18 protein-coding genes are annotated in these 21275 nt (G+C 73.9%); 7 read left to right on the forward strand and 11 right to left on the reverse strand.

Features of this window, described 5'->3' with window-relative positions:
* Positions 1–8: 8 nt before the first annotated feature.
* The 4 genes from ACZ5FU_RS03290 to ACZ5FU_RS03305 form a co-directional block, all read right to left on the reverse strand.
* Positions 9–1334, reverse strand: a complete 1326-nt coding sequence (locus ACZ5FU_RS03290) for an Nramp family divalent metal transporter (RefSeq protein ID WP_468833534.1) — start codon at positions 1332–1334, stop codon at positions 9–11.
* A gap of 115 nt (positions 1335–1449) precedes the next feature.
* Positions 1450–1914 (reverse strand): ATP-binding protein, encoded by a 465-nt coding sequence (locus ACZ5FU_RS03295; protein ID WP_451525321.1) that lies wholly within the window; start codon positions 1912–1914, stop codon positions 1450–1452.
* 138 nt (positions 1915–2052) lie between these two features.
* Positions 2053–2961, reverse strand: a complete 909-nt coding sequence (locus tag ACZ5FU_RS03300; RefSeq protein ID WP_451525320.1) for an anti-sigma factor RsbA family regulatory protein — start codon at positions 2959–2961, stop codon at positions 2053–2055.
* Between the two features lie 64 nt (positions 2962–3025).
* Positions 3026–5893, reverse strand: a complete 2868-nt coding sequence (locus ACZ5FU_RS03305) for a LuxR C-terminal-related transcriptional regulator (RefSeq protein ID WP_469044338.1) — start codon at positions 5891–5893, stop codon at positions 3026–3028.
* 443 nt (positions 5894–6336) lie between these two features.
* Between ACZ5FU_RS03305 and ACZ5FU_RS03310 the strand changes: the two genes are divergently transcribed.
* On the forward strand, positions 6337–7695 hold the full coding sequence (locus tag ACZ5FU_RS03310) for a M14 family metallopeptidase (protein ID WP_451525318.1): 1359 nt from the start codon (positions 6337–6339) through the stop codon (positions 7693–7695).
* Between the two features lie 12 nt (positions 7696–7707).
* Here the strand turns inward: ACZ5FU_RS03310 and ACZ5FU_RS03315 are convergent, their stop codons facing one another.
* The 5 genes from ACZ5FU_RS03315 to ACZ5FU_RS03335 form a co-directional block, all read right to left on the reverse strand.
* Positions 7708–8307, reverse strand: coding sequence for a hypothetical protein (locus ACZ5FU_RS03315; RefSeq protein ID WP_468642986.1), 600 nt, complete (start codon positions 8305–8307; stop codon positions 7708–7710).
* 89 nt (positions 8308–8396) lie between these two features.
* Positions 8397–9869, reverse strand: a complete 1473-nt coding sequence (locus ACZ5FU_RS03320) for a GntP family permease (RefSeq protein ID WP_468642984.1) — start codon at positions 9867–9869, stop codon at positions 8397–8399.
* Positions 9870–10137: 268 nt separating this feature from the next.
* A complete protein-coding gene (locus ACZ5FU_RS03325) occupies positions 10138–10548 on the reverse strand; it encodes a RidA family protein (protein WP_468642982.1) in 411 nt (136 codons plus the stop codon).
* Positions 10549–10569: 21 nt separating this feature from the next.
* The gene (locus tag ACZ5FU_RS03330) at positions 10570–11313 is read right to left on the reverse strand and encodes an IclR family transcriptional regulator (protein ID WP_451525314.1); all 744 of its coding nucleotides are present in this window, start codon (positions 11311–11313) and stop codon (positions 10570–10572) included.
* The gene (locus ACZ5FU_RS03335; protein WP_469044340.1) at positions 11310–12431 is read right to left on the reverse strand and encodes a sugar kinase; all 1122 of its coding nucleotides are present in this window, start codon (positions 12429–12431) and stop codon (positions 11310–11312) included. Before ACZ5FU_RS03335 ends, ACZ5FU_RS03330 begins: the two co-directional genes overlap by 4 nt.
* A 133-nt stretch (positions 12432–12564) precedes the next feature.
* Here ACZ5FU_RS03335 and ACZ5FU_RS03340 point away from each other — a divergent pair, with 133 nt between their 5' ends.
* Together ACZ5FU_RS03340 and ACZ5FU_RS03345 are read left to right on the forward strand one after the other, a co-directional pair.
* Positions 12565–13842, forward strand: coding sequence for an amino acid deaminase (locus ACZ5FU_RS03340; RefSeq protein ID WP_451525312.1), 1278 nt, complete (start codon positions 12565–12567; stop codon positions 13840–13842).
* A 9-nt stretch (positions 13843–13851) separates the two neighbouring features.
* Entirely contained in the window at positions 13852–15468 is a 1617-nt protein-coding gene (locus ACZ5FU_RS03345; protein ID WP_469044341.1) for an N-acyl-D-amino-acid deacylase family protein, read from the forward strand.
* A 22-nt stretch (positions 15469–15490) separates the two neighbouring features.
* Here the strand turns inward: ACZ5FU_RS03345 and ACZ5FU_RS03350 are convergent, their stop codons facing one another.
* Entirely contained in the window at positions 15491–16396 is a 906-nt protein-coding gene (locus ACZ5FU_RS03350) for a trypsin-like serine peptidase (RefSeq protein WP_451525310.1), read from the reverse strand.
* Between the two features lie 393 nt (positions 16397–16789).
* Positions 16790–17485, reverse strand: coding sequence for a hypothetical protein (locus ACZ5FU_RS03355; RefSeq protein ID WP_469044343.1), 696 nt, complete (start codon positions 17483–17485; stop codon positions 16790–16792).
* A gap of 123 nt (positions 17486–17608) precedes the next feature.
* Here ACZ5FU_RS03355 and ACZ5FU_RS03360 point away from each other — a divergent pair, with 123 nt between their 5' ends.
* The 4 genes from ACZ5FU_RS03360 to ACZ5FU_RS03375 all read left to right on the forward strand — a co-directional run bounded on the left by ACZ5FU_RS03360 (position 17609) and on the right by ACZ5FU_RS03375 (position 21260).
* Entirely contained in the window at positions 17609–18820 is a 1212-nt protein-coding gene (locus ACZ5FU_RS03360; protein ID WP_451525308.1) for a pyridoxal phosphate-dependent aminotransferase, read from the forward strand.
* Positions 18821–18946: 126 nt separating this feature from the next.
* Positions 18947–19375, forward strand: a complete 429-nt coding sequence (locus ACZ5FU_RS03365; RefSeq protein WP_451775233.1) for an SCO4983 family protein — start codon at positions 18947–18949, stop codon at positions 19373–19375.
* A 94-nt stretch (positions 19376–19469) separates the two neighbouring features.
* Positions 19470–20054 carry a Uma2 family endonuclease gene (locus tag ACZ5FU_RS03370; RefSeq protein ID WP_469044724.1) on the forward strand — a complete coding sequence of 195 codons (585 nt, stop codon included), beginning with the start codon at positions 19470–19472 and terminating at the stop codon, positions 20052–20054.
* Positions 20055–20183: 129 nt separating this feature from the next.
* Positions 20184–21260 (forward strand): hypothetical protein, encoded by a 1077-nt coding sequence (locus ACZ5FU_RS03375; protein WP_451525306.1) that lies wholly within the window; start codon positions 20184–20186, stop codon positions 21258–21260.
* The last annotated feature ends 15 nt before the right edge of the window (positions 21261–21275 follow it).

A 21275-nucleotide genomic window follows, 5' to 3' on the forward strand; every position in this document is an offset into this window, starting at 1 on the left:
CGCACGGCTCAGAAGAACTCCGACCACGGCTGGTCCGCGATCTGCTTCACGCACAGCACCAGGAACAGCAGCCCGGCCACCGCGAGCATCCCGTTGCTGAGCCGGCCGTTGCGCCACTCGGCGGGCGTGCGGGCCGAGTTGAGCAGCCGGATCAGGGTCAGCGCGAGGAAGGGCAGGAAGGCCGCGCCCAGCACGCCGTACAGGACGACCAGGCGGAAGGGCTGGCCCTGGAAGAGCAGGACCATCGGCGGGAAGGTCAGCCACAGCAGGTACAGGCGGAACGGCCCGGAGCGCTCCCGGCGGCCGGAGGCGACCTCGGCGCCCGTGGTCCGCGCGCCGTCCCGGTGGTGGGCGACGAAGTCGGCGAACATCAGGCTCACGCCGTGCCAGACGCCGATCAGGGAGGTGAAGGAGGTGGCGAAGAAGCCGATGAGGAAGAACGTGGCGGTGGCCGAGCCGTACTCCGCCTCCAGGATGTCGCCGAGCTGCACGAGTCCCTTGTCGCCGCCGGCGATGGCCACGTTCGCGGAGTGCAGCAGCTCGGCGCCGACGAACAGCATCGCGACCACGAAGACGCCGGTGGTGAGGTAGGCGACGCGGTTGTCGAACCGCATCACCTTCATCCAGCCGGTGTCGGTCCAGCCCTTGGCGTTGACCCAGTACCCGTAGGCCGCGAGGGTGATGGTGCCGCCGACGCCGCCGATCAGGCCGAGGGTGTTGAGGACGGAGTCCTTCTCGTCGGGCAGCACGGGCAGCAGGCCCGCCAGGGCGTCCGGGACGTTCGGCGTCACGCGGACCGCGAGGTAGACGGTCACCACGAACATGACGCCCACCAGGACCGTCATGACCTTCTCGAACACCGCGTACTGGTTGAACCAGACGAACACCAGGCCCACCAGTCCGCAGGCGATGGCCCACCACTCCAGGTCCATCACGCCGGGGAACAGGGCCTGCAGGGGCAGCGCGCTGGACGACATCGCCGCCGCGCCGTAGACGAAGCCCCAGACGACGACGTAGACGAGGAAGAACCACGTCGTCCAGCGGCCGAGGCTCGCCCAGCCGTCGAACAGGGTGCGGCCGGTGGCGAGGTGCCAGCGGCCGGCCGCCTCCGCGAGGGAGATCTTGACCAGGCAGCCCAGCACCGCCGCCCAGAGCAGGGTGTAGCCGAAGTTGCTGCCGGCGATGAGGGTGGCGACCAGGTCGCCGGCGCCGACACCGGTCGCGGCGACGACGATGCCGGGACCGAGGTGGCGCCAACTGGACGTGCGGGGTGTGGGGTGGTGGCTGCCGGATGATGCCCCGGTGTCGGTGGGGTTTCCCGTGGTGTCCGCCATGCCCTTCAAGAAAGCCGAAGCGGATCGGCCCGGCAAGGGGGCGTGCGCGGGTGCGGTGGCGTCCGTCCGCCCGGGACGGGACGGGGCACGGGGAGGGAGGCGGCCCGACGGCGCGTCAGTCGCACGCGCACGTGCCGAGTTCGAACCAGACCGTCTTGACCGGCCCGTCCTGGTGGCAGCCCCAGCGCCGGGCGAGCGCCTCCACCAGGAACATCCCCCGGCCGCTCTCCGCGGAGCCCGCCCGCAGGACCTGCGGGGTGCGGCGGCCGGTGTCGGTCACCTCGCAGCGCAGGACGCCGTGCGCCGCGGACAGCGTGAGCCGGTAGTGGCTCGCGGAGTGCAGCAGGGCGTTGGTGGCGAGTTCGCTGACGAGCAGGACGGCGGTGTCCGTCAGGTCGTCGGGCTCGCCCAGGCCCCACCCCTCCAGTTGCCGGCGCACCTGCGCGCGCGCCTCGCCGACGGCGGACGGCCGGGGGTCGTACACGGCACTCCAGTGGCCCGCGCCCAGGGGCGGCTGGGGGCAGGCGCCGTACGGCGACGGGTCGGGGTCGGGAAGGCGCCCCCCGAAGAGTTGCAGCATGGCCTCAGCATGACCTTCCCCGACGGCCCGTACACGGGGAGGACTACGCGATTCCGTACCTGTTGATACCCGTGGATACCTCCGGATACCCGCGCATACCTGTGGATGAACGGTGAAACGCATCGATCGTGCACCGTGTCAGCCGTACTGGAGGCGCAGGACCGTGCCGTCGGCGGACGGGCGGACGTCGACGTACGCGCAGACCTGGCGGGTGAACCACAGGCCCGGGCCGGCCGCCGGGGCGGCCGGGGGCGGGGGGACGAAGCCGGCCAGGGGGTCGTCCAGGCGCCGGGAGAGGCGCAGTTCGCAGACGCAGGCGGGGGCTTCGCCCCACAGGAGGGCGGCGGTGACGGGGGCGACGGAGGCCGCCTCCAGGACGGCCGTCGTGAAGAGGTCCGCGTCGGCGGGGGCGAGGCCCCGGCCGGCGGCCCAGGAGCGGACCGCCCCGGCGGTGGGCGCCGCGAGACGCCGGGCGTCGGCGGGCGGGCGGGGCAGGGGTACGGCGTCCAGTTCGGCGGCCAGCCGGAGCGGGTCCTCGTACGTGCCGCTGCCGGGGTGGGCCCGGCGGGCGGCCGTGACGTGGGCGGGGGCGACGGTGCGGGTGTCGTAGACGCACAGGGCGGTGGCGGAGGTGGGGGCGAAGAGGAGGTTGGCGAGGGCCTCGTAGCGGATCCACTCGGCGCTCTCGCGCGCGGAGCGCCCGGCCCCGCCGTCCCACACCGGCTCCATGAGGAGGTGGACGCGGCCGTCCGGGCCGGCGTGCGCGGCGAGGTGACCGGCGGCGCGGGCGACGGCGTTGGCCGCGGAGCCGGTGTACCAGTCGGTGTGGGGGACGAGGGTGACCTCCCCGGCGCGGGCGCCGAGGGCGTCGCGCAGGGCGTCCAGTCTGGCGGGGGCGGCGATGGCCACCGGCGGGGGCTCGTCGGGGGCGGCGAGGCCCTCGGCCAGGAAGGGGAGCGCGGCGGCGAGGAAGGCCTCGTCCGTGCCGGGGCAGGTCATCCGGTGCTCGAACGCCCTCCGGTCCCGGGCGGTGCTGCGGACGGTCATCGGGGGTCCTCTCTGTGCGGTGCGGGTCCGTGCCGTGCGGGCTGCCGCACGGTGTGACGCGGACTCAGCGCTGGGCCGTCACCCAGGCGGCGATCTGACTGCGGTTGCTGAAGCCGAGCTTGCCGAGGATGCGCTCCACATGGCCCTCGGCCGTGCGGCGGGCGATCACCAGGCGGTCGGCGATCTGCTGGTTGGCGAGGCCCTGGGCGACCAGTTCGGCCACCTGCGTCTCGCGGCGGGTGAGACGGACGGCGGCCGGCGCGGCCTCGACGACGGGTGCGCGGGGCGGGGGTGGCGGGCCGGTGGGCGGGGTGCGGGGGACGCCCGGAGCGGGGGCGGTGCGCGGGGCGTGCGGAGGGTGCGCGGGGACCGGCGGACCGCCGTGCGGGGCGGGGCCGGCGGCCGGGCCGTGCGGGAACGGCTCGTGCGGAACCGGTTCGTGCGGGAACGGTCCGGTGGCGCGGGCGGCGCCGGACGGTGGGGGCGCCGGGCCGCGCCGGACCGCCGGGGCGCGCTCGTCGAGGGCGTGGCGGACGACGTCCGCGAGGGCGAGGGCGGCGCCGCGGTCGTACGCGCGGCCGAAGGCGGCACGGCCCAGGGCCCGCCGGGCGCGTTCCTCGGCGGCGCGACGGGTCGCGTTCAGGGCCGCGGAGCCCCAGCGGCTGGGGTCGACGTCCGCCCAGACCCGGTCGGCGGCGCCGAGCAGGAGGGCCGTGCGTTCCTGGGCGGCGCGTTCGTGGGCACTGCGCTGCCGGGCGGCGCGCGGGAGGGGGACGGGCTCGGCGGCGGCGCGCGGGAGGGGGGCCGGATCGGGAGCCCCGTGCGGGGGGCCGGTGGTGCCGCTCGCGGTGTCCGGGGTGCCGCGTTCGGCGGCGATGCGGGCGAGCAGGTCGAGGGTGAGGCCCATGCCGACCACGTCGTGCACCGCGAGCTTGAGGCGCAGCGCCTCGCGGCCGTGCCGCTCCGCCCGCTCCCAGTCGCCGCGCACGCTGTGCGCGAGGGCCAGCATGCGCTCCACGTACGACAGCACCCAGCGTTCGCCGTGTCCGACGCACAGCCTCCGGGTCTCCTCGCAGACGGCGACGGCCTCGTCCGCACGGCCCAGGAAGCCCAGGGCGCAGGCGAGTTCGACGTGGTCGAGGCCGACGAGGCTGAGGTGCTGGCCGGGGACACGGCCGCGGTCGACGCCGGTCCGGAAGTGCTCCAGGGCGCCTTCGAGGTCGTCGCCGAAGAGGCGGATGACGCCGATGACGTAGTCGGCGTGGGCCGCCTCCGCCGCGTCGCCGAGGCGGTGCGCCAGGTCGCGGGCCTGTTCCGCGCGGCGGCGGCCGCGGGTGAGGTCCTCGGGGCAGCCCGCGAGGAGGGCCGACGCCCAGAGGGCCCGGGCGCGTTCGGGGGTGGGTTCCGCGTGGGCGGCCAGGGCGCGGTCGAGCCAGTAGCGGCCCTCGCGGGGGGCTCCGCAGGCGTGCCAGTGGAACCACAGGGTGCCGGCCAGGCGCAGGCCCGCGAGGGCTTCGCCGGGGGTGGAGAGGCTGAAGTCCAGGGCGGCGCGGAGGCTGTCCCGGTCGGCGCGGAGCCGGCTGACGATGGCGGGCTGGTCCGGACCGAACCAGTCGCGCTCGCAGGCCGCCGCCCGCCGCTGCATCCAGTCGCGGAGGCGGGTGCGGGCGGCGTGCTCCTCGCCGGAGTGCTCACGCAGGCGCTCCAGGCCGTACTCGCGGAGGGTGTCGAGGAGGCGGTACCCGACGCCGCCCCCGGGGCCGGTCTCGCGGCACAGGACGGACTTGTCGACCAGGCCGGCGACGGCGTCGAGGACCTCCCGCGGCCGCAGGGGCGGGGGTCGTTCCGCCCCCGGCGCCCCGTCCCGGCCCGGCTCCGGGGGCTCCTCCCCCGGTGTCCCGGCTCCCGGCGCCCCGGCTCCCGCTCCTCCGGCTCGGGGTCCCCCGGTCTCCGCGCTCCCGGCCGGCCGGTCCGGAAGGCGGGTGCCCCCGCCCGCGCGCACCGTCTCCCCCTCCCCGCCCGCGCCGCGTCCGTCCGCGCACACCGCCTCCGCCGTCTCCAGGTCGAAGAATCCCGGGAGGACGGAGAGGCGGGCCCAGACCCGCCGTTCCAGCGTTCCGCACAGTTCGTGGGACCAGGCGACCGCCGCGCGCAGGGTCTGGTGGCGGGGGGCCACCGCGGGGCTGCCCGCGGTGAGGAGGCGGTAGCGGTCGTCGAGGCGGTCCAGGAGCTGGTCGACGTCGAGGAGGCGCATCCGGACGGCGGCGAGCTCGATGGCGAGCGGGAGACCGTCGAGGCGGCGGCAGAGGCGGGCCACGGACGCCCGGTTCGCGGCGGTGAGGCGGAAGCCCGGGACGACGGCCGCGGCCCGGTCGGCGAAGAGCGCGAGGGCCGGGTAGCCGTCGACGGCGGAGAGGTCGCCGTCCGGGTCGGGGACGGGCAACGGCCGTACGTCCATCAGGTGTTCCTCGGTGAGGCCGAACCGGTGGCGGCTGGTGGCGAGGATCCGGACGCCGGTGGTGCCGTGCAGCAGCGCGCCGGCGAGTGCGGCGCAGGCGGGCAGCAGGTGCTCGCAGTTGTCGACGACGAGCAGCACCCGCCGGTCCCGCAGGCGTTCCGCGAGGGTGTCCAGCGCGGGGCGGCCGGAGTAGTCGTGCAGGCCGAGCGCGCCGGCGACGGCGAGCGGCACGAGGGCGGGGTCGTACAGGCCGGAGAGGGGCACGAAGCGCACGCCGTCGGGGAAGGCGCGGGCGACGCGCGACGCGATCCGCGCGGCCAGCCGGGACTTGCCGACGCCGCCCGGGCCGGTCAGGGTCACCAGTCGGGCGCGGGCCAGCAGTTCCCTGCCTTCGGTCAGTTCGCCGCGTCGGTCGACGAAGCTGGTCGTCTCCACCGGCAGCCGGCCGTCGGGTCCTGGCGCCGGTCCACCCATGATCAGCCAGTCCTCCGGGGCGGGTTCCTCGAAGGAGCCGGAGGTCCGGACTCCTTCGCGTGCGCGGGCCCCCAGCCTTCCCCGGACCGTACGCGTCCGCACACGCGGATCACACCCGTGAGTGCATTTCGCCGGGGCCCGCCACTCCGGGGCCGGTCACGCGTACACTGCGCGACCGCCGACGGCGCGGCAATCCCCTTACGGGCAGCGCCGTTCCGTACGATTCCGGCCATTCGACTCCTCGGCCACCCTTGACCTGACCATGACATACCCCGACGATGAGCGGCACCCCGCACCCGTGCACAGCACGCACACAGCACCGCACCGCGGAGCACCGCACCGCGGAAGCACCGCAGGCGCACCGCACCTCGCACGCAGCTCCACACCGCTCCGTCCCCCACGTGTCCGGCGATCCCGGACTTCTGGAGAACCGAGGAGAACCCATGCGACTCCGCACACGCGGCTCCGGCCTCGTCCGCGGCGGCAGACGAACCGCCGCGCTGGCCGCCCTGATGGCCCTCGCCCTCGCCGCGCCGATCTCGGCGACGGCCACGAACGCGGCGGCGGGAAGCGCCGTGAAGGCGGCGCCCTCCGCCGACGACATCCGCCAGTACGAGATCCACGTCCACCGCAGCACGCCCGAGACGCGCACCGCGATCGCCGCGGCCGGGGTGAGCGTGGACGAGGCCGACGAGGAGACCGTCGTCGTCTCCGGCCGCGCGGACCAGATCGGGAAGCTGCGCGCGCAGGGCTACGAGGTCGCCGCGCTGGGCGCCGCCCCCGACCGCACCGCCGAGGGCGAGACCCGGCTCTACGACTTCCCGTCGGCCGACTCGCGCTACCACAACTACGCCGAGATGACCGCGGAGATCGACCAGCGCATCGCGGCCTACCCGAACATCATCAGCAAGCGGGTGATCGGCACCTCCTACCAGGGCCGCAACATCGTCGCCGTCAAGATCAGCGACAACGTCGGCACCGACGAGGCCGAGCCCGAGGTGCTGTTCACCCACCACCAGCACGCCCGCGAGCACCTGACCGTGGAGATGGCCCTGTACCTGATCCGCGAGCTGGGCGCCGGCTACGGCACCGACTCCCGCATCACCAGCATGGTGAACAACCGCGAGATCTGGATCGTGCCCGACCTCAACCCGGACGGCGGCGAGTACGACGTCGCCACCGGCTCCTACCGGTCGTGGCGCAAGAACCGCCAGCCCAACTCCGGTTCCACGGCCGTCGGTACGGACCTCAACCGCAACTGGGCCTACCGGTGGGGCTGCTGCGGCGGCTCCTCGGGCTCGACGTCCTCCGAGACCTACCGGGGGGCCGCCGCCGAGTCGGCGCCCGAGGTGAAGGTCGTCGCCAACTTCGTGCGCAGCCGGGTCGTGGGCGGCGTCCAGCAGATCAAGTCGGGCATCGACTTCCACACCTACAGCGAACTGGTGCTGTGGCCCTTCGGGTACACCACCGCCGACACCGCCACCGGGATGACCGCGGACGACCGCAACGCCTTCGCCACGGTCGGCCGGTCGATGGCCGCCAGCAACGGGTACACCCCGGAGCAGTCGAGCGACCTGTACATCACGGACGGGTCGATCGACGACTACCTCTGGGGCACCCACAAGATCTTCTCGTACACCTTCGAGATGTACCCGGGCTCGTCGGGCGGCGGCGGGTTCTACCCGCCCGACGAGGTCATCGAGCGGGAGACCGCGCGCAACAAGGACGCGGTGCTGCAACTGCTGGAGAACTCGGACTGTATGTACCGCTCGATCGGCAAGCAGGCCCAGTACTGCGGCTGACGGCGGCGCCCGCTAGCCTGCGTCGGGCTTGGTGCCGGACCCGGTCCCGGGCTCGGCGTCGGACCCGGTCTCGGACCCGGTCTCGGTGTCCTCGCGGTCGGCCGCTTCCTCGAAGTAGGCGTCCAGGACCGCGTCGAGCTGCTCGTCCCACTCCTTGAAGCGGCCCCTGGCCGTCGCCTCGATCTCGATCGGGTACCAGCGGCGGTCGGGGGTGTGCACCGTGATGGTGAACCGCTTCCCGAAACGCGGGGTCTCCGTCTCGACCGCGCCGATCTCCTCCCAGCGGAACTCGCACTCCTCCTCGTCGAGGCGGAGGCGGACGCCCCGGGCGTCGGCGACGATCCGCGCCCGGCGGTCGGCGGCCTCGAAGACGGGACCGTCCGGCGCCGTCGGCTCCTCGGCCCCCTCCGACTCCCCGGCCGGCGCGTCCACTTCGGCCGACGCGCCCTCGGGGGCGTCCGGGGCGGTGACCGTCCCGTCCGCCTCCGGGCCGTCCTCGGACCTGGCGTCCTTCGGCTCCGCGGTCACGGGCGACGTGAGCCCGGGGATGAATGCCGGGTCGAACCCGGCGCCCTCCAGGGGCTGGCTGCTCGAACCTATGCGCTGCTCCACAGCGGGCAGTATGGTCGAAGATCCTGTGCCGGACACAGCCGGCCCTCCACTTCGTTATGAGACGCCTACACGCGAGCAAGCGGCCACGGCTAGACGAACGGGCTCAATACGGCCGCCACGGCGAACCCGACGACGGACAGCACCGTCTCCAGCACGGTCCACGTCCGCAGGGTGTCCCGCTCGCTGATGCCGAAGTACTTGGCGACCATCCAGAAGCCGCCGTCGTTGACGTGCGAGGCGAAGATGGAACCCGCCGAGATCGCCATGATGACGAGGGCGACGAAGGCCTGCGAGTGGCCGCCCCCGGCGAGCAGCGGCGCCACGATGCCCGCCGTCGTCACGATCGCCACCGTCGCCGAGCCCTGGGCGACGCGCAGCACCACCGAGATCAGGTACGACAGCACCAGCACCGGCAGACCGACGTCGTGGAAGGTGTCGGAGAGGGCCTGGGCCACGCCGCTCGCCTTGAGGACGGCGCCGAAGACCCCGCCCGCCCCGACGACCAGCAGGATGTTGCCGACCGGCTTCAACGAGGCCGTGGAGACGGTCTCCAGGGACTTGCGGGACCAGCCGCGCCGGATGCCGAGCAGGTAGTAGGCCAGGAGCAGGGCGATCGTGAGGGCGACGAAGGGGCTGCCGAAGAACTCGATCACCGAACGCGCCGTGGAGGGGTCCAGCGCGATCGAGGAGAAGGTGGCCGCGAGGATCAGCACCAGCGGCGTGCCGATGATGCCGAGGACCGTGCCCAGCGGCACCGGGTCCTCGCGCGGGACGACGCCCTGCGCCCGCTGCTCCTCGACGACGGCCGACCGGGCCTCGGCCGCCGCCTCGACCATGTCCTGCGGTACGGCGACGAAGAGGCGGCGCCCGATCCACGCGGAGTACGCCCAGGCGGCCAGGACCGCGGGGACGCCGCAGACGACGCCCATGAGGATGACCCAGCCGAGGTCGACGTGGAGGAGTCCGGCGGCCGCCACCGGGCCCGGGTGCGGAGGCAGGAAGGCGTGGGTCATCGACAGGCCGGCGAGCAGCGGCAGGCAGTACAGCAGGATCGACCTGCCGCTGCGCCTGGCGGCGGCGTAGACGATCGGCGCGAGGACGAAGATGCCGACGTCGAAGAAGACGGGGATGCCGAAGACGAGGCCGGTCACGCCCATCGCGAGGGGCGCCCGCTTCTCGCCGAAGAGGTGGAGCAGCCGGGAGGCCAGGACCTCGGCGCCGCCGCTGACCTCGAGGACCGCGCCGAGCATGGTGCCGAGGCCGATGATGATGGCGACGTGGCCCAGGATGCCGCCCATGCCCGACTCGATGGTGGAGACGGCGTCCGAGCGCTGGACGGTGCCGAAGAGTTCGGTGACGGAGAGTCCGGCCGACAGGCCGACGGCTATGGAGACGGCGAGCAGGGCGACGAACGGCTGGAGCCTGACCTTGATGATCAGGAAGAGCAGTAGGGCGATGCCGAGGGCGGCGACCGTGAGCAGTCCGGCCGTGCCGTCGACGAGCAGGAGCAGTCCGCCGGTGTGGGGCGGGGCTTCGGCGGCGGCCGCCAGGGAGTGGGGCATGCGGGGGTCCTCTGCGTGAGTGCACGGAGCTTTCGGGCAGGGCGGATCGCGGCACGGCGCGCCCCCGGGTCGGGGGCCGCCGTGCCGTCGTGCGGGGTGCGGGGTGCGGGGTGCGGGGTAGGGGGCGCGGAACGCGCTGAAGGGAGCGCGCGAAGCGGCTCACGGAAGGCGGGAGTTCGCGGACCGACGAGGAGCCGGGCCGCCGGGGGACGGGGGAACCGGCCCGCCGGGGAGTCCGGGGAGTCCGGGGAGCCTGGGGAGTCCGGGCTCAGCCGAGGACGGCGAGCGCGTCGATCTCGATGAGGAGGCCGGCGGGGAGGCCGACGTAGACCGTGGTGCGCGCGGCGGGCGGGGCGGTGAGCGCCTGCTCCTCGAAGTAGGCGTTGTAGAGGTCGTTCATCTCGGCGAAGTGGTCCACGTCCGTCAGGTAGACGCGGATCATCATCACGTCGTCCCAGCTCGCGCCGCCCTCCTCCAGGATCGCCTCGACGTTGGCGAGGGTCTGCAGGGTCTGCTCGCGCAGGGTGGGGCCGGCCGGCGTCGGGGGCCTGCCCTCCTCGGCGGGCAGGAAGCCGACCTGCCCGGCGACCTGGAGGATGTTGCCCTTGCGCACGCCGTGCGAGAACTTCGCGGGCGGAACGGTGTGGGTCTTCGGCGTGAGCGCGATCTTCTCGGTCATGGTCGTACGGTGTCCTTCGCTTCAGGTCCTGCCGGAGTACTCGCCGCTGATGTCGTCCGCGGTGCGGCGCACCTGCGGGAGCAGGGTGAGGAGTTCGTCGGCGGTGACGACGACGTTCGGCGCGGAGACCGACATCGCGGCGACCACCCGGCCGTCGGCGCCGCGGACGGGTGCCGCGACGCAGTTGATGGACTCCTCGTGGCCGCCGAGGTCGGTGGCCCAGCCCTGTTCGCGCACCTTCGCCAGCTCCCGCAGGAAAGCGGGCGCGTCGGGGGTGGAACGGGCCGTGTAGAGGGGGTAGTCGAGCCGCTCGGCGACGGCGCGCCGCTCGGGCTCGGGCAGGTCGGCCAGGAGCAGCTTGGCGACCGCGGCGACGGTGACGGCGACCGGCTTGCCGATGCGCGAGTACATCCGCACCGGGTAGCGGCTCTCCACCTTGTCGATGTAGAGGACCTCGCCCTCCTCGTACACGGCGAGGTGCACGGTGTGGCCGCACCGCTCGTTGAGCCGTGCCAGGTGGGGGTGGGCGATCTCGCGGACGTCGAGGTTCTCCATCGCCTCCTGGGCGAGGGCGAAGAGGCGGGCGCCGAGCCGGTAGCGCTGGTCGGACTGCCGGTAGACGAGCCCGTGCTCGTGCAGGGTCCGCAGCAGCCGCAGGGCCGTGGACTTGTGGACGCCGAGGCGGTCGGCGACCTGTCCGAGGTCGGCGGGGCCCTCGGCGAGCAGGGGCAGGATGCTCAGGGCGCGGTCGACGGTCTGGCTCATGGGGTGCGTACCTCCTCGGGGGCCGTCGCGGCTTGCGTCCAGCCGGGGCCGAGTCGAAGTCTCCCCCACGCGTCGTCGTCGAGGGCGGCGAGGCGGTCGGCGTGTGCGAGCCAGGCGGGGCGCGGCGCGGCCGCTCCGTGAGGGGCGGTGGCCGGGCCGGGGGCGGGCGGGGGCGCGGCGAGGTCGCCGGGGACGGTCAGGGCGGCGGCCGCCCACAGGTGTCCGTGGCGCAGGCGGTCCTTCATCGGCAGGCCGCGCAGGGTGGCGGAGAGGAACCCGGCGGCGAAGGCGTCCCCGGCGCCGACGGCGGCGACGACGTCGACGCGGGGGGCGCGGACACGGGTGGCCGTGCTGTCGGCGTCCGCCGTCCCCCGGGTGTCCTTGCCGAAGGCGACGGCCGCGCCCGGTCCCTGTTTGACGACGAGGAGGTCCACGTCGGGCAGCGCGTCGGCGACGGCACGGGCGCCGTGCAGGCCCCAGGCGTCCCGTGCCTCGTCGGCCCCGACGAAGACGACGTCGGCGCGGCGGGCCAGTTCGAGCAGGACGTGCGGGCCTTCGGCGTCGGGCCACAGCCCGGCCCGGAAGTTGACGTCGAAGGAGACGAGCGGCCTCTCCGGCCGGGGTCCGGTCAGTTCCTCCAGCAGGCCGAGGCAGCCCTTCGACAGGGCCGCCGTGATGCCCGACAGGTGCAGGACGCGGCCGGCCCGCGCGGCCGCGAGGTCCACGTTGTCCGTCGTCATCGCGGAGGCCGCCGACCCGGCCCGGTAGTACGCCACCTCGTGGGCGTCGGTCGCCCGGTCCCCCGCGGTGCGGAAGTACACGCCGGTCGGGCGCGCCGCGTCCCGCCCCACGGCCGTGACGTCGACGCCGTACGCCCCGATCGCCTCGACCAGGTGGTCGCCGAAGCCGTCGGCGCCGACCCTGCCGACCCAGCGCGCCGTGTGTCCGGCGGCGGCCAGCGCGCAGACCACGTTGGACTCGGCGCCGCCGATGGCCCGGTCGAAGGAGGGCACGTCGGCGAGGCGGCCGGGCCGGGAGGGCAGGAAGGTGACCATGGACTCGCCGAGCGCGACGACGTCCACGACGTCGGGGGCGTTGCGGAATCCGTCGGCGGTCACGATCGTCACAGCTCCCTGGTCGGTGTGCGGGCCGGCTCCGTTGACCCCGCGCTGGCCGAGATGTTAGACAGCGGAAAGCGTTGTACGCAATGACCGTTGCACACAGTGCAACACACCATGTCTGGAGGCTCGTATGGCCCTCGATCCCGGGACCGAAGCGCTGGCGCGGCTCGCGCGGGAACGCGTCGACCACCGCTTCAAGGGCCTGCCGCCGGACGCCGACGGCCTGACGGTCGGTGAACTGGCCGCCCAGCGCCGCAACCTCTTCACCGGCGGTTTCACCACCCCCGTCCTCGCGCTGTCCGCCGAGCGCCTGGAGCACAACCTGCGGCTCATGGAGGCGTACGCCGCCCGGCACGGACTCGCGTTCGCCCCGCACGGCAAGACCTCCATGGCGCCCCGGCTGTTCCGGCGGCAGATCGAGCACGGCGCCTGGGGCATCACCCTCGCCGTCCCCCACCAGGTCCGCGTGGCGCGGGCGTACGGCGTCCGGCGGGTCTTCCTCGCCAACGAACTGGTGGACCCGGCGGCCCTGCGCGCCGTCGCGGCGGACCTCGCCGCCGACCCCGGATACTCCTTCGTCTGCTACGTCGACTCCGTGCGCGGGGTGGAGCTGATGGACGCGGCACTGCGCGGGGCGGCCCGGCCGCTGGACGTGGTCGTGGAACTGGCCGGGGGCGAGGGCGCCCGCACCGGGGTCCGCACCGAGGCCGAGTGCGCGGCGGTCGCGGACGCGGTGGCCGCCGTGCCGACGCTGCGGCTGGTGGGCGTCGCCGGCTACGAGGGCGAGGTGCCGCGGGCCGACCCCGAGCGCGTGCGTGCCTGGCTGCGCCGGCTGGTGGCGCTGGCCGTGGACCTCGACCGGGCGGGGCGGTTCGCGGACGCGGAGGAGATCGTCGTCAGCGCGGGCGGCAGCGCCTGGTTCGACGCGGTCGCGGACGTCTTCGCCACGGTGCCCGCGCTCTCCCTGCCGGTGCTGAAGCTGCTGCGCTCCGGCGCCTACGTCTCGCACGACGACGGCCACTACCGCAGGCTCACGCCCTTCAACCGCGTCCCCGAGGAGGGCGCCCTGGAACCGGCGTTCCGCCTCTGGACGCAGGTGGTGTCGCGGCCGTCCGCCGAGCAGGCCTTCGTGAACGCGGGCAAGCGGGACGCCGCCCACGACCTCGATCTGCCCTTCGCCCAGGTCGTGCGGCGGGACGGCGTCGAGCGCCCGGCGACCGGCGTCGACGTCACCGCCCTGTCCGACCAGCACGCCTGGCTGCGGACGGCACCGGACGCCGATCTGGAGGTGGGCGACTGGGTGGGCCTCGGCCTGTCCCACCCGTGCACGTCCTTCGACAAGTGGCAGCTGATCCCGCTGGCCGAGGCGGACGGCACGGTCGTCGACTACATCCGTACGTTCTTCTAGGAGGCGGTCGTGGAAGCTCTGGTCATCCGGGACGCGGACGTCGTCGACGGCACGGGCGCGGACTCCTACCGCGCCGACGTAGTGGTGGACGGCAGCCGGATCGTCTCGATCGTCAAGGAGGCCGCGGCCGCGGGCTGCCAGCGCCCGAAGGCGGTGCGCGAACTGGACGCCGAGGGGCTGGTCCTGTCCCCCGGCTTCATCGACATGCACGCGCACAGCGACCTCGCGCTGCTGCGCGACCCCGGCCACGGCGCGAAGGCCGCGCAGGGCGTCACCCTGGAGGTGCTGGGCCAGGACGGCCTGTCGTACGCGCCGGTCGACGACCGCACGCTCGACGGGGTGCGCCGGTCCGTCGCCGGCTGGAACGGCGCCGGCGACGACATCGACTTCGACTGGCGGTCGGTGGGCGAGTACCTCGACCGCCTGGACCGCGGCATCGCCGTCAACGCCGCCTACCTGATCCCCCAGGGCACGGTCCGCGCGCTGGTCGTCGGCTGGGACGACCGCGAGGCGACCCCCCGCGAACTGGACCGGATGCGGCGCCTGGTGGCCGAAGGGCTGGAGCAGGGCGCGGTCGGCCTGTCCTCCGGGCTGACCTACACGCCCGGCATGTACGCCGGGAACGCCGAACTGACCGAGCTGTGCCGGGTGGTGGCCTCCTACGGCGGCTACTACTGCCCGCACCACCGCTCCTACGGCGCCGGGGCCCTGGAGGCGTACGCGGAGATGGTCGAGCTGGCCCGGCGGGCGGGCTGCGCGCTCCACCTGGCCCACGCCACCATGAACTTCGGGGTGAACGAGGGGCGGGCGCCGGAGCTGCTGGCCCTGCTGGACGAGGCGCTGGCCGCGGGGGCCGACATCACCTTCGACACGTATCCCTACACCGCCGGCTGCACCACCCTGGCGGCGCTGCTGCCGAGCTGGGCGAGCGAGGGCGGCCCCGAGGAGATCCTGCGCCGGCTGACCGACGAGGAGAGCGCCGAGCGGATCCGGCACGACCTGGAGGAGGTGGGTTCGGACGGCTGCCACGGCGTGCCGGTCGACTGGGACACCGTCGAGATCTCGGGGGTCGGCGACGCCGCCCTCGACGCGTACGTCGGCCGCACGGTCCGGGAGTCGGCGGCGCTGCGCGGCGAGACGCCCTGGACTACAGCCCGTCGGCTGCTGGTCGAGGACCGGCTCGCCACGGCGGTCCTCCAGCACGTCGGCCACGAGGAGAACGTCCGCGCGATCATGCGCCACCGCGTGCACACCGGCGGCTCGGACGGCATCCTCCAGGGCAGCAAGCCCCACCCGCGCGCGTACGGCACCTTCCCGCACTACCTCGGGCGGTACGTCCGGGAGGCGGGGGTGCTGTCGCTGGAGGAGTGCGTCGCCCACCTCACCGGCCGCCCGGCGGCCCGCCTGCGGCTGCCGGACCGGGGCCTGGTCCGCGAGGGGTACCGGGCGGACCTGGTCCTGTTCGACCCGCGGACGGTGGCGGCGGGCTCGTCCTACGACGCGCCGCGCACGCCGCCCACCGGCATCCCGCACGTGCTGATCGACGGCCGGTTCGTCGTCGAGGACGGCCGGCGGACGGACGTGCTGGCGGGACGGGCGGTCCGTCGCACCCCCGTGTCCGGGTGACGGACCGCCCCCGCGCGTCGCCCTACGGCTTGGGCAGGGCGCACCCGGCGGCGCTCAGGTTCACCTGGTTGCCGGTGGTGAAGCAGGCGGGGAACTGGTACGTCTCCTGGGCGTAGTTGATGCCCTGGCGGACGGTGACGTTGCCGCTCGCGTCGACCTCGCAGGGGTTGTTCACCGTGCAGGACCCGCCGTCCTCGTTGCCGGTGTTGTTGACGGCCACGACCTTGCCGGTGGCCTGGTCGATCACCGGCGAGCCGGAGGTGCCGCCGATGGTCTGGCAGGCGGAGGTGTAGCGGACCGAGTCCTTCCAGGTCCAGTCGCCCTCCTTGACGCGGTACACGAACCCGTCGATGTTGCAGCTGTAGAGCCGCTTCCAGTAGCCGGAGGCGACGGTGATCGCGGTGCCGGCGGTCGGGTGCGTGTCCTGCACGGTGAGCGCGCTGATGCCGTAGGAGCTGCGGATCGTCGCGTACGTGCTGGTGAGCTGGTAGACCGCCGCGTCCGTGTCGGTCATCGTGCCGTAGGCGATCTTGCTGGCGCGCAGGGTCGCGACCCGGGTGCCGGCGGAGTTGAGCAGCCCGAAGGTGCGGCTGGAGGTCCGGTTGACGAGGACCTGGCCCGGCGTCGGGAATCCCGTCTCCAGGCAGTGGCCGTTGGTGAGGACCAGGGCCGGGGCGGTGTCCAGGGAGTTCGGGAAGCGGATCAGGGAGCCGGAACAGTTGCTCAGCGCCACGGTCCCGGTCAGGGTGACGGCCTGCAGGGTCGGCGAGGCGGCCGCCTTCGTGTCCGCCGCGACCGCCGACGCCTCGCTCACGACCGCCGGCGCCTTGCTCGCGGGCGCCTCGCTCACGGGCGCCGCGACCGCGGGCGCCGCGCCGGCCCCGGCGATGGCCAGGGCGATGAACGCGGCGACGAGAGGCTTTCTCATGTGGGGGTCCCCTCTGACGACAGGACGGCCGGAGATCTTCCGGCCGTCGGTGCTGTGCCACGCGCGACGGATCAAGCGCGCTTTTTTGTCATGCGCATTGTTGGCGCACGGAGGGGGGAGGGCAAGGATCACTTTTCAGCCGCCGGAAGCCGGGTGCCGGGTGCCGGAGGACGGCCCGGCGCGAGGCGGCAGGAGACGGAAGCGGCTGGACACGGCGGGAGTCCAGGACGACAAGGCTCCAGGACGAGGGGCGGCGGAAGCGCCCGCACATCCGACGGACAGCCGCGAGGCGGCGCCGGTGACGGCGCGAGACGGCGGGCGGCGGGCCCGCGGGGAGGCGGGCGGCGTCCTCACGGGCCGCCTCCCCACGGGACAGGGCTCTGCCGGCCGGCCCTACCTCGACCCTTTGCCCCGCCCTTTGCCGTTCCCCCTGCCGGGGCCGGCCGCCGGGGCGGTGGTGGCCTCGGCGGGTGCGGAGGCCGTCGCGGGGCCCGCCGAGGAGGACGCCGACGGCGGCTCGGACGCCGTGGCCGCCGACGAGGGAGCGGACCGGGCCGCGGTGGGTGACGCCTCGGCCGTCGGTCCGGCGTCCGTCCCCGGGGTGAGCGACGGGGCCTCCTCGGCCCCGGCCCCGGCCGTCTCCGCCGGAGCCGACCGGGTGTCCGCCGGCCGCCCCCGCTCCGCGTCGTCCGGCGATCCGGAGAACGCGAAGCCCGCGACCAGCGCGGCCACGGAGACGGCCCCGACCGCGCCGACGGCGGCGAGCGCGCGCCGGGGCCGGCGGGAGGCCCGCCGGCGGTCCGCGCGACCGCCGGACGACCGCGGGCCGGACCCCTGCGAGTCGGACGGCCGCGAGTCGGACAGCCGCGGGCCGGGCACCTGCGGATCGGTCTCCCGCGGGTCGCCTCCCCACGGGTCCGGCGCCTCCACGACGCGCGGCAGCTCGCTCGTCTCGTCGTAGGCGTTCTCCCACCCGTGCGCCGCGGCCGGATCCCGGTACGCCTCGTAGGGCGGTGGTTCGCTCTCGGTGTACGGGACGTACACGTTCGGCTGAACCGGGGGGTTCGCGCTCTCACCAGGCCTGGACATGGCCGGGGATTGTAGAGAGACGGGGGCCTCCGGGACAGCCGACGGCGATATCGCCGCAAACCCGGCGTCTCACGTGGCGGAAAACACGCCCCGCGAGGCGTTACCGAGCCGTAAGCTCCCCTCATGCAGGTGATCCAGTCGACCAAGCTCAGCAATGTCTGTTACGAGATCCGGGGTCCGGTTCTCGAAGAGGCGATGCGCCTGGAGGCGGCGGGGCACCGCATCCTCAAGCTGAACACGGGCAATCCGGCCGCGTTCGGCTTCGACTGCCCGCCGGAGATCCTGGAGGACATCCTCCGCAACGTCTCCTCGGCGCACGGCTACGGCGACGCCAAGGGCCTGCTGGCCGCGCGCCGCGCCGTGGTCATGCACAACCAGACGCTGGGCATAGAGACGGACGTCGAGCACGTCTTCATCGGCAACGGCGTCTCCGAGCTGATCGTGATGGCGATGCAGGGCCTGCTGGACGACGGCGACGAGGTCCTCGTCCCGGCGCCCGACTACCCCCTGTGGACCGCCGCCGTGGCGCTCTCCGGCGGCACCGCCGTGCACTACCGCTGCGACGAGCAGTCGGACTGGATGCCGGACCTCGCCGACGTCGAGCGCAAGGTCACCGACCGCACCAAGGCGATCGTCATCATCAACCCGAACAACCCGACGGGCGCGGTGTACGACGAGGCGATGATCCGGGGGCTGACCGACATCGCCCGCCGGCACAACCTCCTGGTCTGCTCGGACGAGATCTACGACAAGATCCTCTACGACGGCGCCACGCACACCCCGACCGCCAAGGTCGCGCCCGACCTGCTCACCCTCACCTTCAACGGGATGTCGAAGGCGTACCGGGTGGCCGGGTACCGGGTGGGCTGGATGGCGATCTCCGGTCCGCGCGCCCACGCCGACTCCTACATCGAGGGCCTGACGGTCCTGGCGAACATGCGCCTGTGCGCGAACATGCCGGGTCAGCACGGGGTGGTGGCCGCGCTCAGCGGACGGCAGACGATCGACGAGCTGGTCCTGCCGGGCGGACGGCTCAAGGAGCAGATGGACACGGCGTACGAGCTGCTGACGCGGATCCCGGGGGTGACGTGCGTGCGGCCGAAGGGGGCGCTGTACCTCTTCCCGCGCCTGGACCCGTCGGTCTTCAAGATCAAGGACGACCGGCGGATGGTCCTCGACCTGCTGCGCCAGGAGAAGATCATGGTGGTCCAGGGCACCGGCTTCAACTGGCCGGAACCCGACCACTTCCGGGTGGTCACGCTGCCCACGGTGACGGACCTGCGGGACGCGGTCGGACGGATCGGGCGCTTCCTGGACGGCTACGGCCAGCCCTGACGGTCGCGCTCCACGGACCACGGCGGTCGCGTCCGGCGGACCGCGGCGTGCGGAGCGGAGATCGATTCAACTTTAGACGAATTCCAAGCTAGGATGGTTTCCTGTCAGCACACGGGAGGCCATCTCATGTACGAACCGATCCGCGCCAAGTCGGTGCACAGCACGATGGCCGGCACCTCCGACTTCCCCCACCGGACACGCGAGGAGGAGCTGGACATCCAGCTCGCGGGCCACCTCGCGGCGCTGCTCGCCGTCACCGACGAACTGCGCGCCCGGACCCCGTCCCCCGACCTGGACACCGCGGCCGAACGGCTCGCGCAGCAGGTCGCCCGGCTGCGGGGAGGCAGGCCGCCGGTCCGCGCCACGACCCCCGGCACCACCCGGCCCGCGGCCCTGCACCGCCGGGCCCACACCCTCGCGGGACGCGCCCTGGTCGTCGCCGCGTCCCGCGCCGACACCGCCGTGGCGATCCTCGCGGCGGAACGCATGGACGCCCACACCGCGTCCCTGGCGACCGGCACCCCGGCGGCCGAGACCCTGACCGCCACCGCCTGACCCCACCGGGTCCCCCCGAACGGCCCCGGTCCGCGTGCACCCGCAGCGACGCGCGGACCGGGCGCCACCGCTTCAGTACGCTGACCGCATGGGCATGGACTACGCGAAGATGCGCGCGATCGCCGAGGAACTCGGGGGCTACGCCGAGCGGCTCGAAGGGGCCTGGAGCGTCGAGATCGGCCCGTCCGGCCCGGTACTGGCCATGATGTGCCCGTCGAAGCGCCATGCGGGCACGATCCGCCGCATCTGCAAGCAGCTGGACGCGCAGCTCCTCGGCACTCACCCGGGGTACATCTGCGCGAACGGCCCCGAGGTCGAGCACCCCGGCATCGGCCGCATGCGCCTCCCCGACGCCGCTGTCATCCCCGAGGAAGCCCTTGACGAAGAGGGTCTCGCCGTCGACGCCGTACAGGTGCTCGCGGTCGTCGAGATCGTCTCGCCGTCCAACCCGAACAACGACTACGTCGAGAAGCTCGCCGACTACCCCGCCATGGGCATCCCCCACTACCTGATCGTCGACCCGCGCACCGGCACCGTCGAGGTGCACTCGGAGCCCTGCCGGGGCCGGTACACGCGCAAGGACCCGTACATCTACGGCGACAAGGTCCCCTTCGGCCCCTGGACGGTCGACACGGGCGACTTCCGCCGCTACGGCAGGGCCGGTGACGGCGTGGACTGAGCCGTCCCCCCGACGACCGCAGGTACACAACAGGAAGGGCCGGTTCCCGTTGCAATCCGGGTCCGGTCCTTCACCCCCCGTTCATCCCGGTCACCCGGGAATGTGCGATTCCGGGAGCACGCTCCGGGCGTGAGACGTATCGCAGGAATCGTCCTCGCGGTGCTGCTGATCGGTGGCGTGGTGGCCGCCGTCGTCGCAGGCCGGGACAACGAGGAGACAGGCACGGCAACGAAGACCGTGCGGATGGTCATCGGATCGGAGAAGGCCGAGTTCTTCGCGGATCCGGACGTGGTGAAGGCCCTCGCCGCCCAGGGCTACACCGTGAAGGCCGAGACCTCCGGGTCCTGGGCCATGGAAGGACTCGACCTCGAGGGGTACGACCTCGCCTTCCCCTCCAGCCAGGCACCCGCCGCCGAGCTCGCCGCCACGTACGAGGTCGCGGGGACCCTCCCCCGCCCGTTCTACTCGCCGCTCGTCGTCGTCGCCCACCGCGGGGCCGCCGGGGTGCTCGCCGGGAACGGCCTGGCCACGCTCGACGGCGAGAGCCGCGGCACGCTGGACATGGCCGCCTTCCTCGACGCCGCCGGAGACGACCGCACCTGGCAGCAGCTCGAGGGCGCCGCGGCGTACGGGGAGCTGACCGGCACCCTCTACATCTCCAGCACCGACCCGGAGAGCTCCAACTCCGGCGCCCTCTACCTGGCCGCCGCCTCCTACGTCGCCAACGGCGGCAAGGTGGTCGCGAGCGACGCCGAGGTCGACAGGGCCACGCCGCTGCTGCGCAAACTGGTCAGCGTGCAGGGCGCCCAGCAGTCCAGCACCGACGCGGCCTTCCGGGACTTCGTCAGCGGCGCCGGCAATCCCCTGGTCCTCGTCTACGAGTCCCAGGTGGCCGCCCTCCTCGGCGGGCAGCCCACCCCCGGCGACCTGGTCGTCCTCTACCCGGACACCACGGTCAACAGTGACCACACCGTCGTACCGCTGACCGAGCGGGGCAAGGCCGTCGCCGAACTCCTCGGTGGCGACAAGCGGTTGCGCGAGCTGGCCGTGCGGCACGGATTCCGCCCGCAGGGCGACCTCGCCGAGTTCGCGGCGGCCACCGCACAGCGCACCGCCTATCTCAAGCAGCAGCTGACCGGCGTCCGCCAGGCGCCCGTGCCCACCTCCGCGGTGCTGCACGAGCTGGCGCGACGGGCGCGCGGATGAAGCGAACGAAGGGGG

The sequence above is a fragment of the Streptomyces sp. NPDC031554 genome (assembly GCF_055580685.1).

Bases quoted from the DNA above. Each gene is read 5' to 3' on its own strand.
- ACZ5FU_RS03350 (WP_451525310.1), bottom strand. From the start codon at position 16,396: ATGAGAAAGCCTCTCGTCGCCGCGTTCATCGCCCTGGCCATCGCCGGG.
- ACZ5FU_RS03300 (WP_451525320.1), bottom strand. From the start codon at position 2,961: ATGACCGTCCGCAGCACCGCCCGGGACCGGAGGGCGTTCGAGCACCGG.
- ACZ5FU_RS03360 (WP_451525308.1), top strand. From the start codon at position 17,609: ATGCAGGTGATCCAGTCGACCAAGCTCAGCAATGTCTGTTACGAGATC.
- ACZ5FU_RS03290 (WP_468833534.1), bottom strand. From the start codon at position 1,334: ATGGCGGACACCACGGGAAACCCCACCGACACCGGGGCATCATCCGGC.
- ACZ5FU_RS03320 (WP_468642984.1), bottom strand. From the start codon at position 9,869: ATGCCCCACTCCCTGGCGGCCGCCGCCGAAGCCCCGCCCCACACCGGC.
- ACZ5FU_RS03325 (WP_468642982.1), bottom strand. From the start codon at position 10,548: ATGACCGAGAAGATCGCGCTCACGCCGAAGACCCACACCGTTCCGCCC.
- ACZ5FU_RS03295 (WP_451525321.1), bottom strand. From the start codon at position 1,914: ATGCTGCAACTCTTCGGGGGGCGCCTTCCCGACCCCGACCCGTCGCCG.
- ACZ5FU_RS03370 (WP_469044724.1), top strand. From the start codon at position 19,470: ATGGACTACGCGAAGATGCGCGCGATCGCCGAGGAACTCGGGGGCTAC.
- ACZ5FU_RS03305 (WP_469044338.1), bottom strand. From the start codon at position 5,893: ATGGGTGGACCGGCGCCAGGACCCGACGGCCGGCTGCCGGTGGAGACG.
- ACZ5FU_RS03355 (WP_469044343.1), bottom strand. From the start codon at position 17,485: ATGTCCAGGCCTGGTGAGAGCGCGAACCCCCCGGTTCAGCCGAACGTG.
- ACZ5FU_RS03310 (WP_451525318.1), top strand. From the start codon at position 6,337: ATGCGACTCCGCACACGCGGCTCCGGCCTCGTCCGCGGCGGCAGACGA.
- ACZ5FU_RS03340 (WP_451525312.1), top strand. From the start codon at position 12,565: ATGGCCCTCGATCCCGGGACCGAAGCGCTGGCGCGGCTCGCGCGGGAA.
- ACZ5FU_RS03330 (WP_451525314.1), bottom strand. From the start codon at position 11,313: ATGAGCCAGACCGTCGACCGCGCCCTGAGCATCCTGCCCCTGCTCGCC.
- ACZ5FU_RS03365 (WP_451775233.1), top strand. From the start codon at position 18,947: ATGTACGAACCGATCCGCGCCAAGTCGGTGCACAGCACGATGGCCGGC.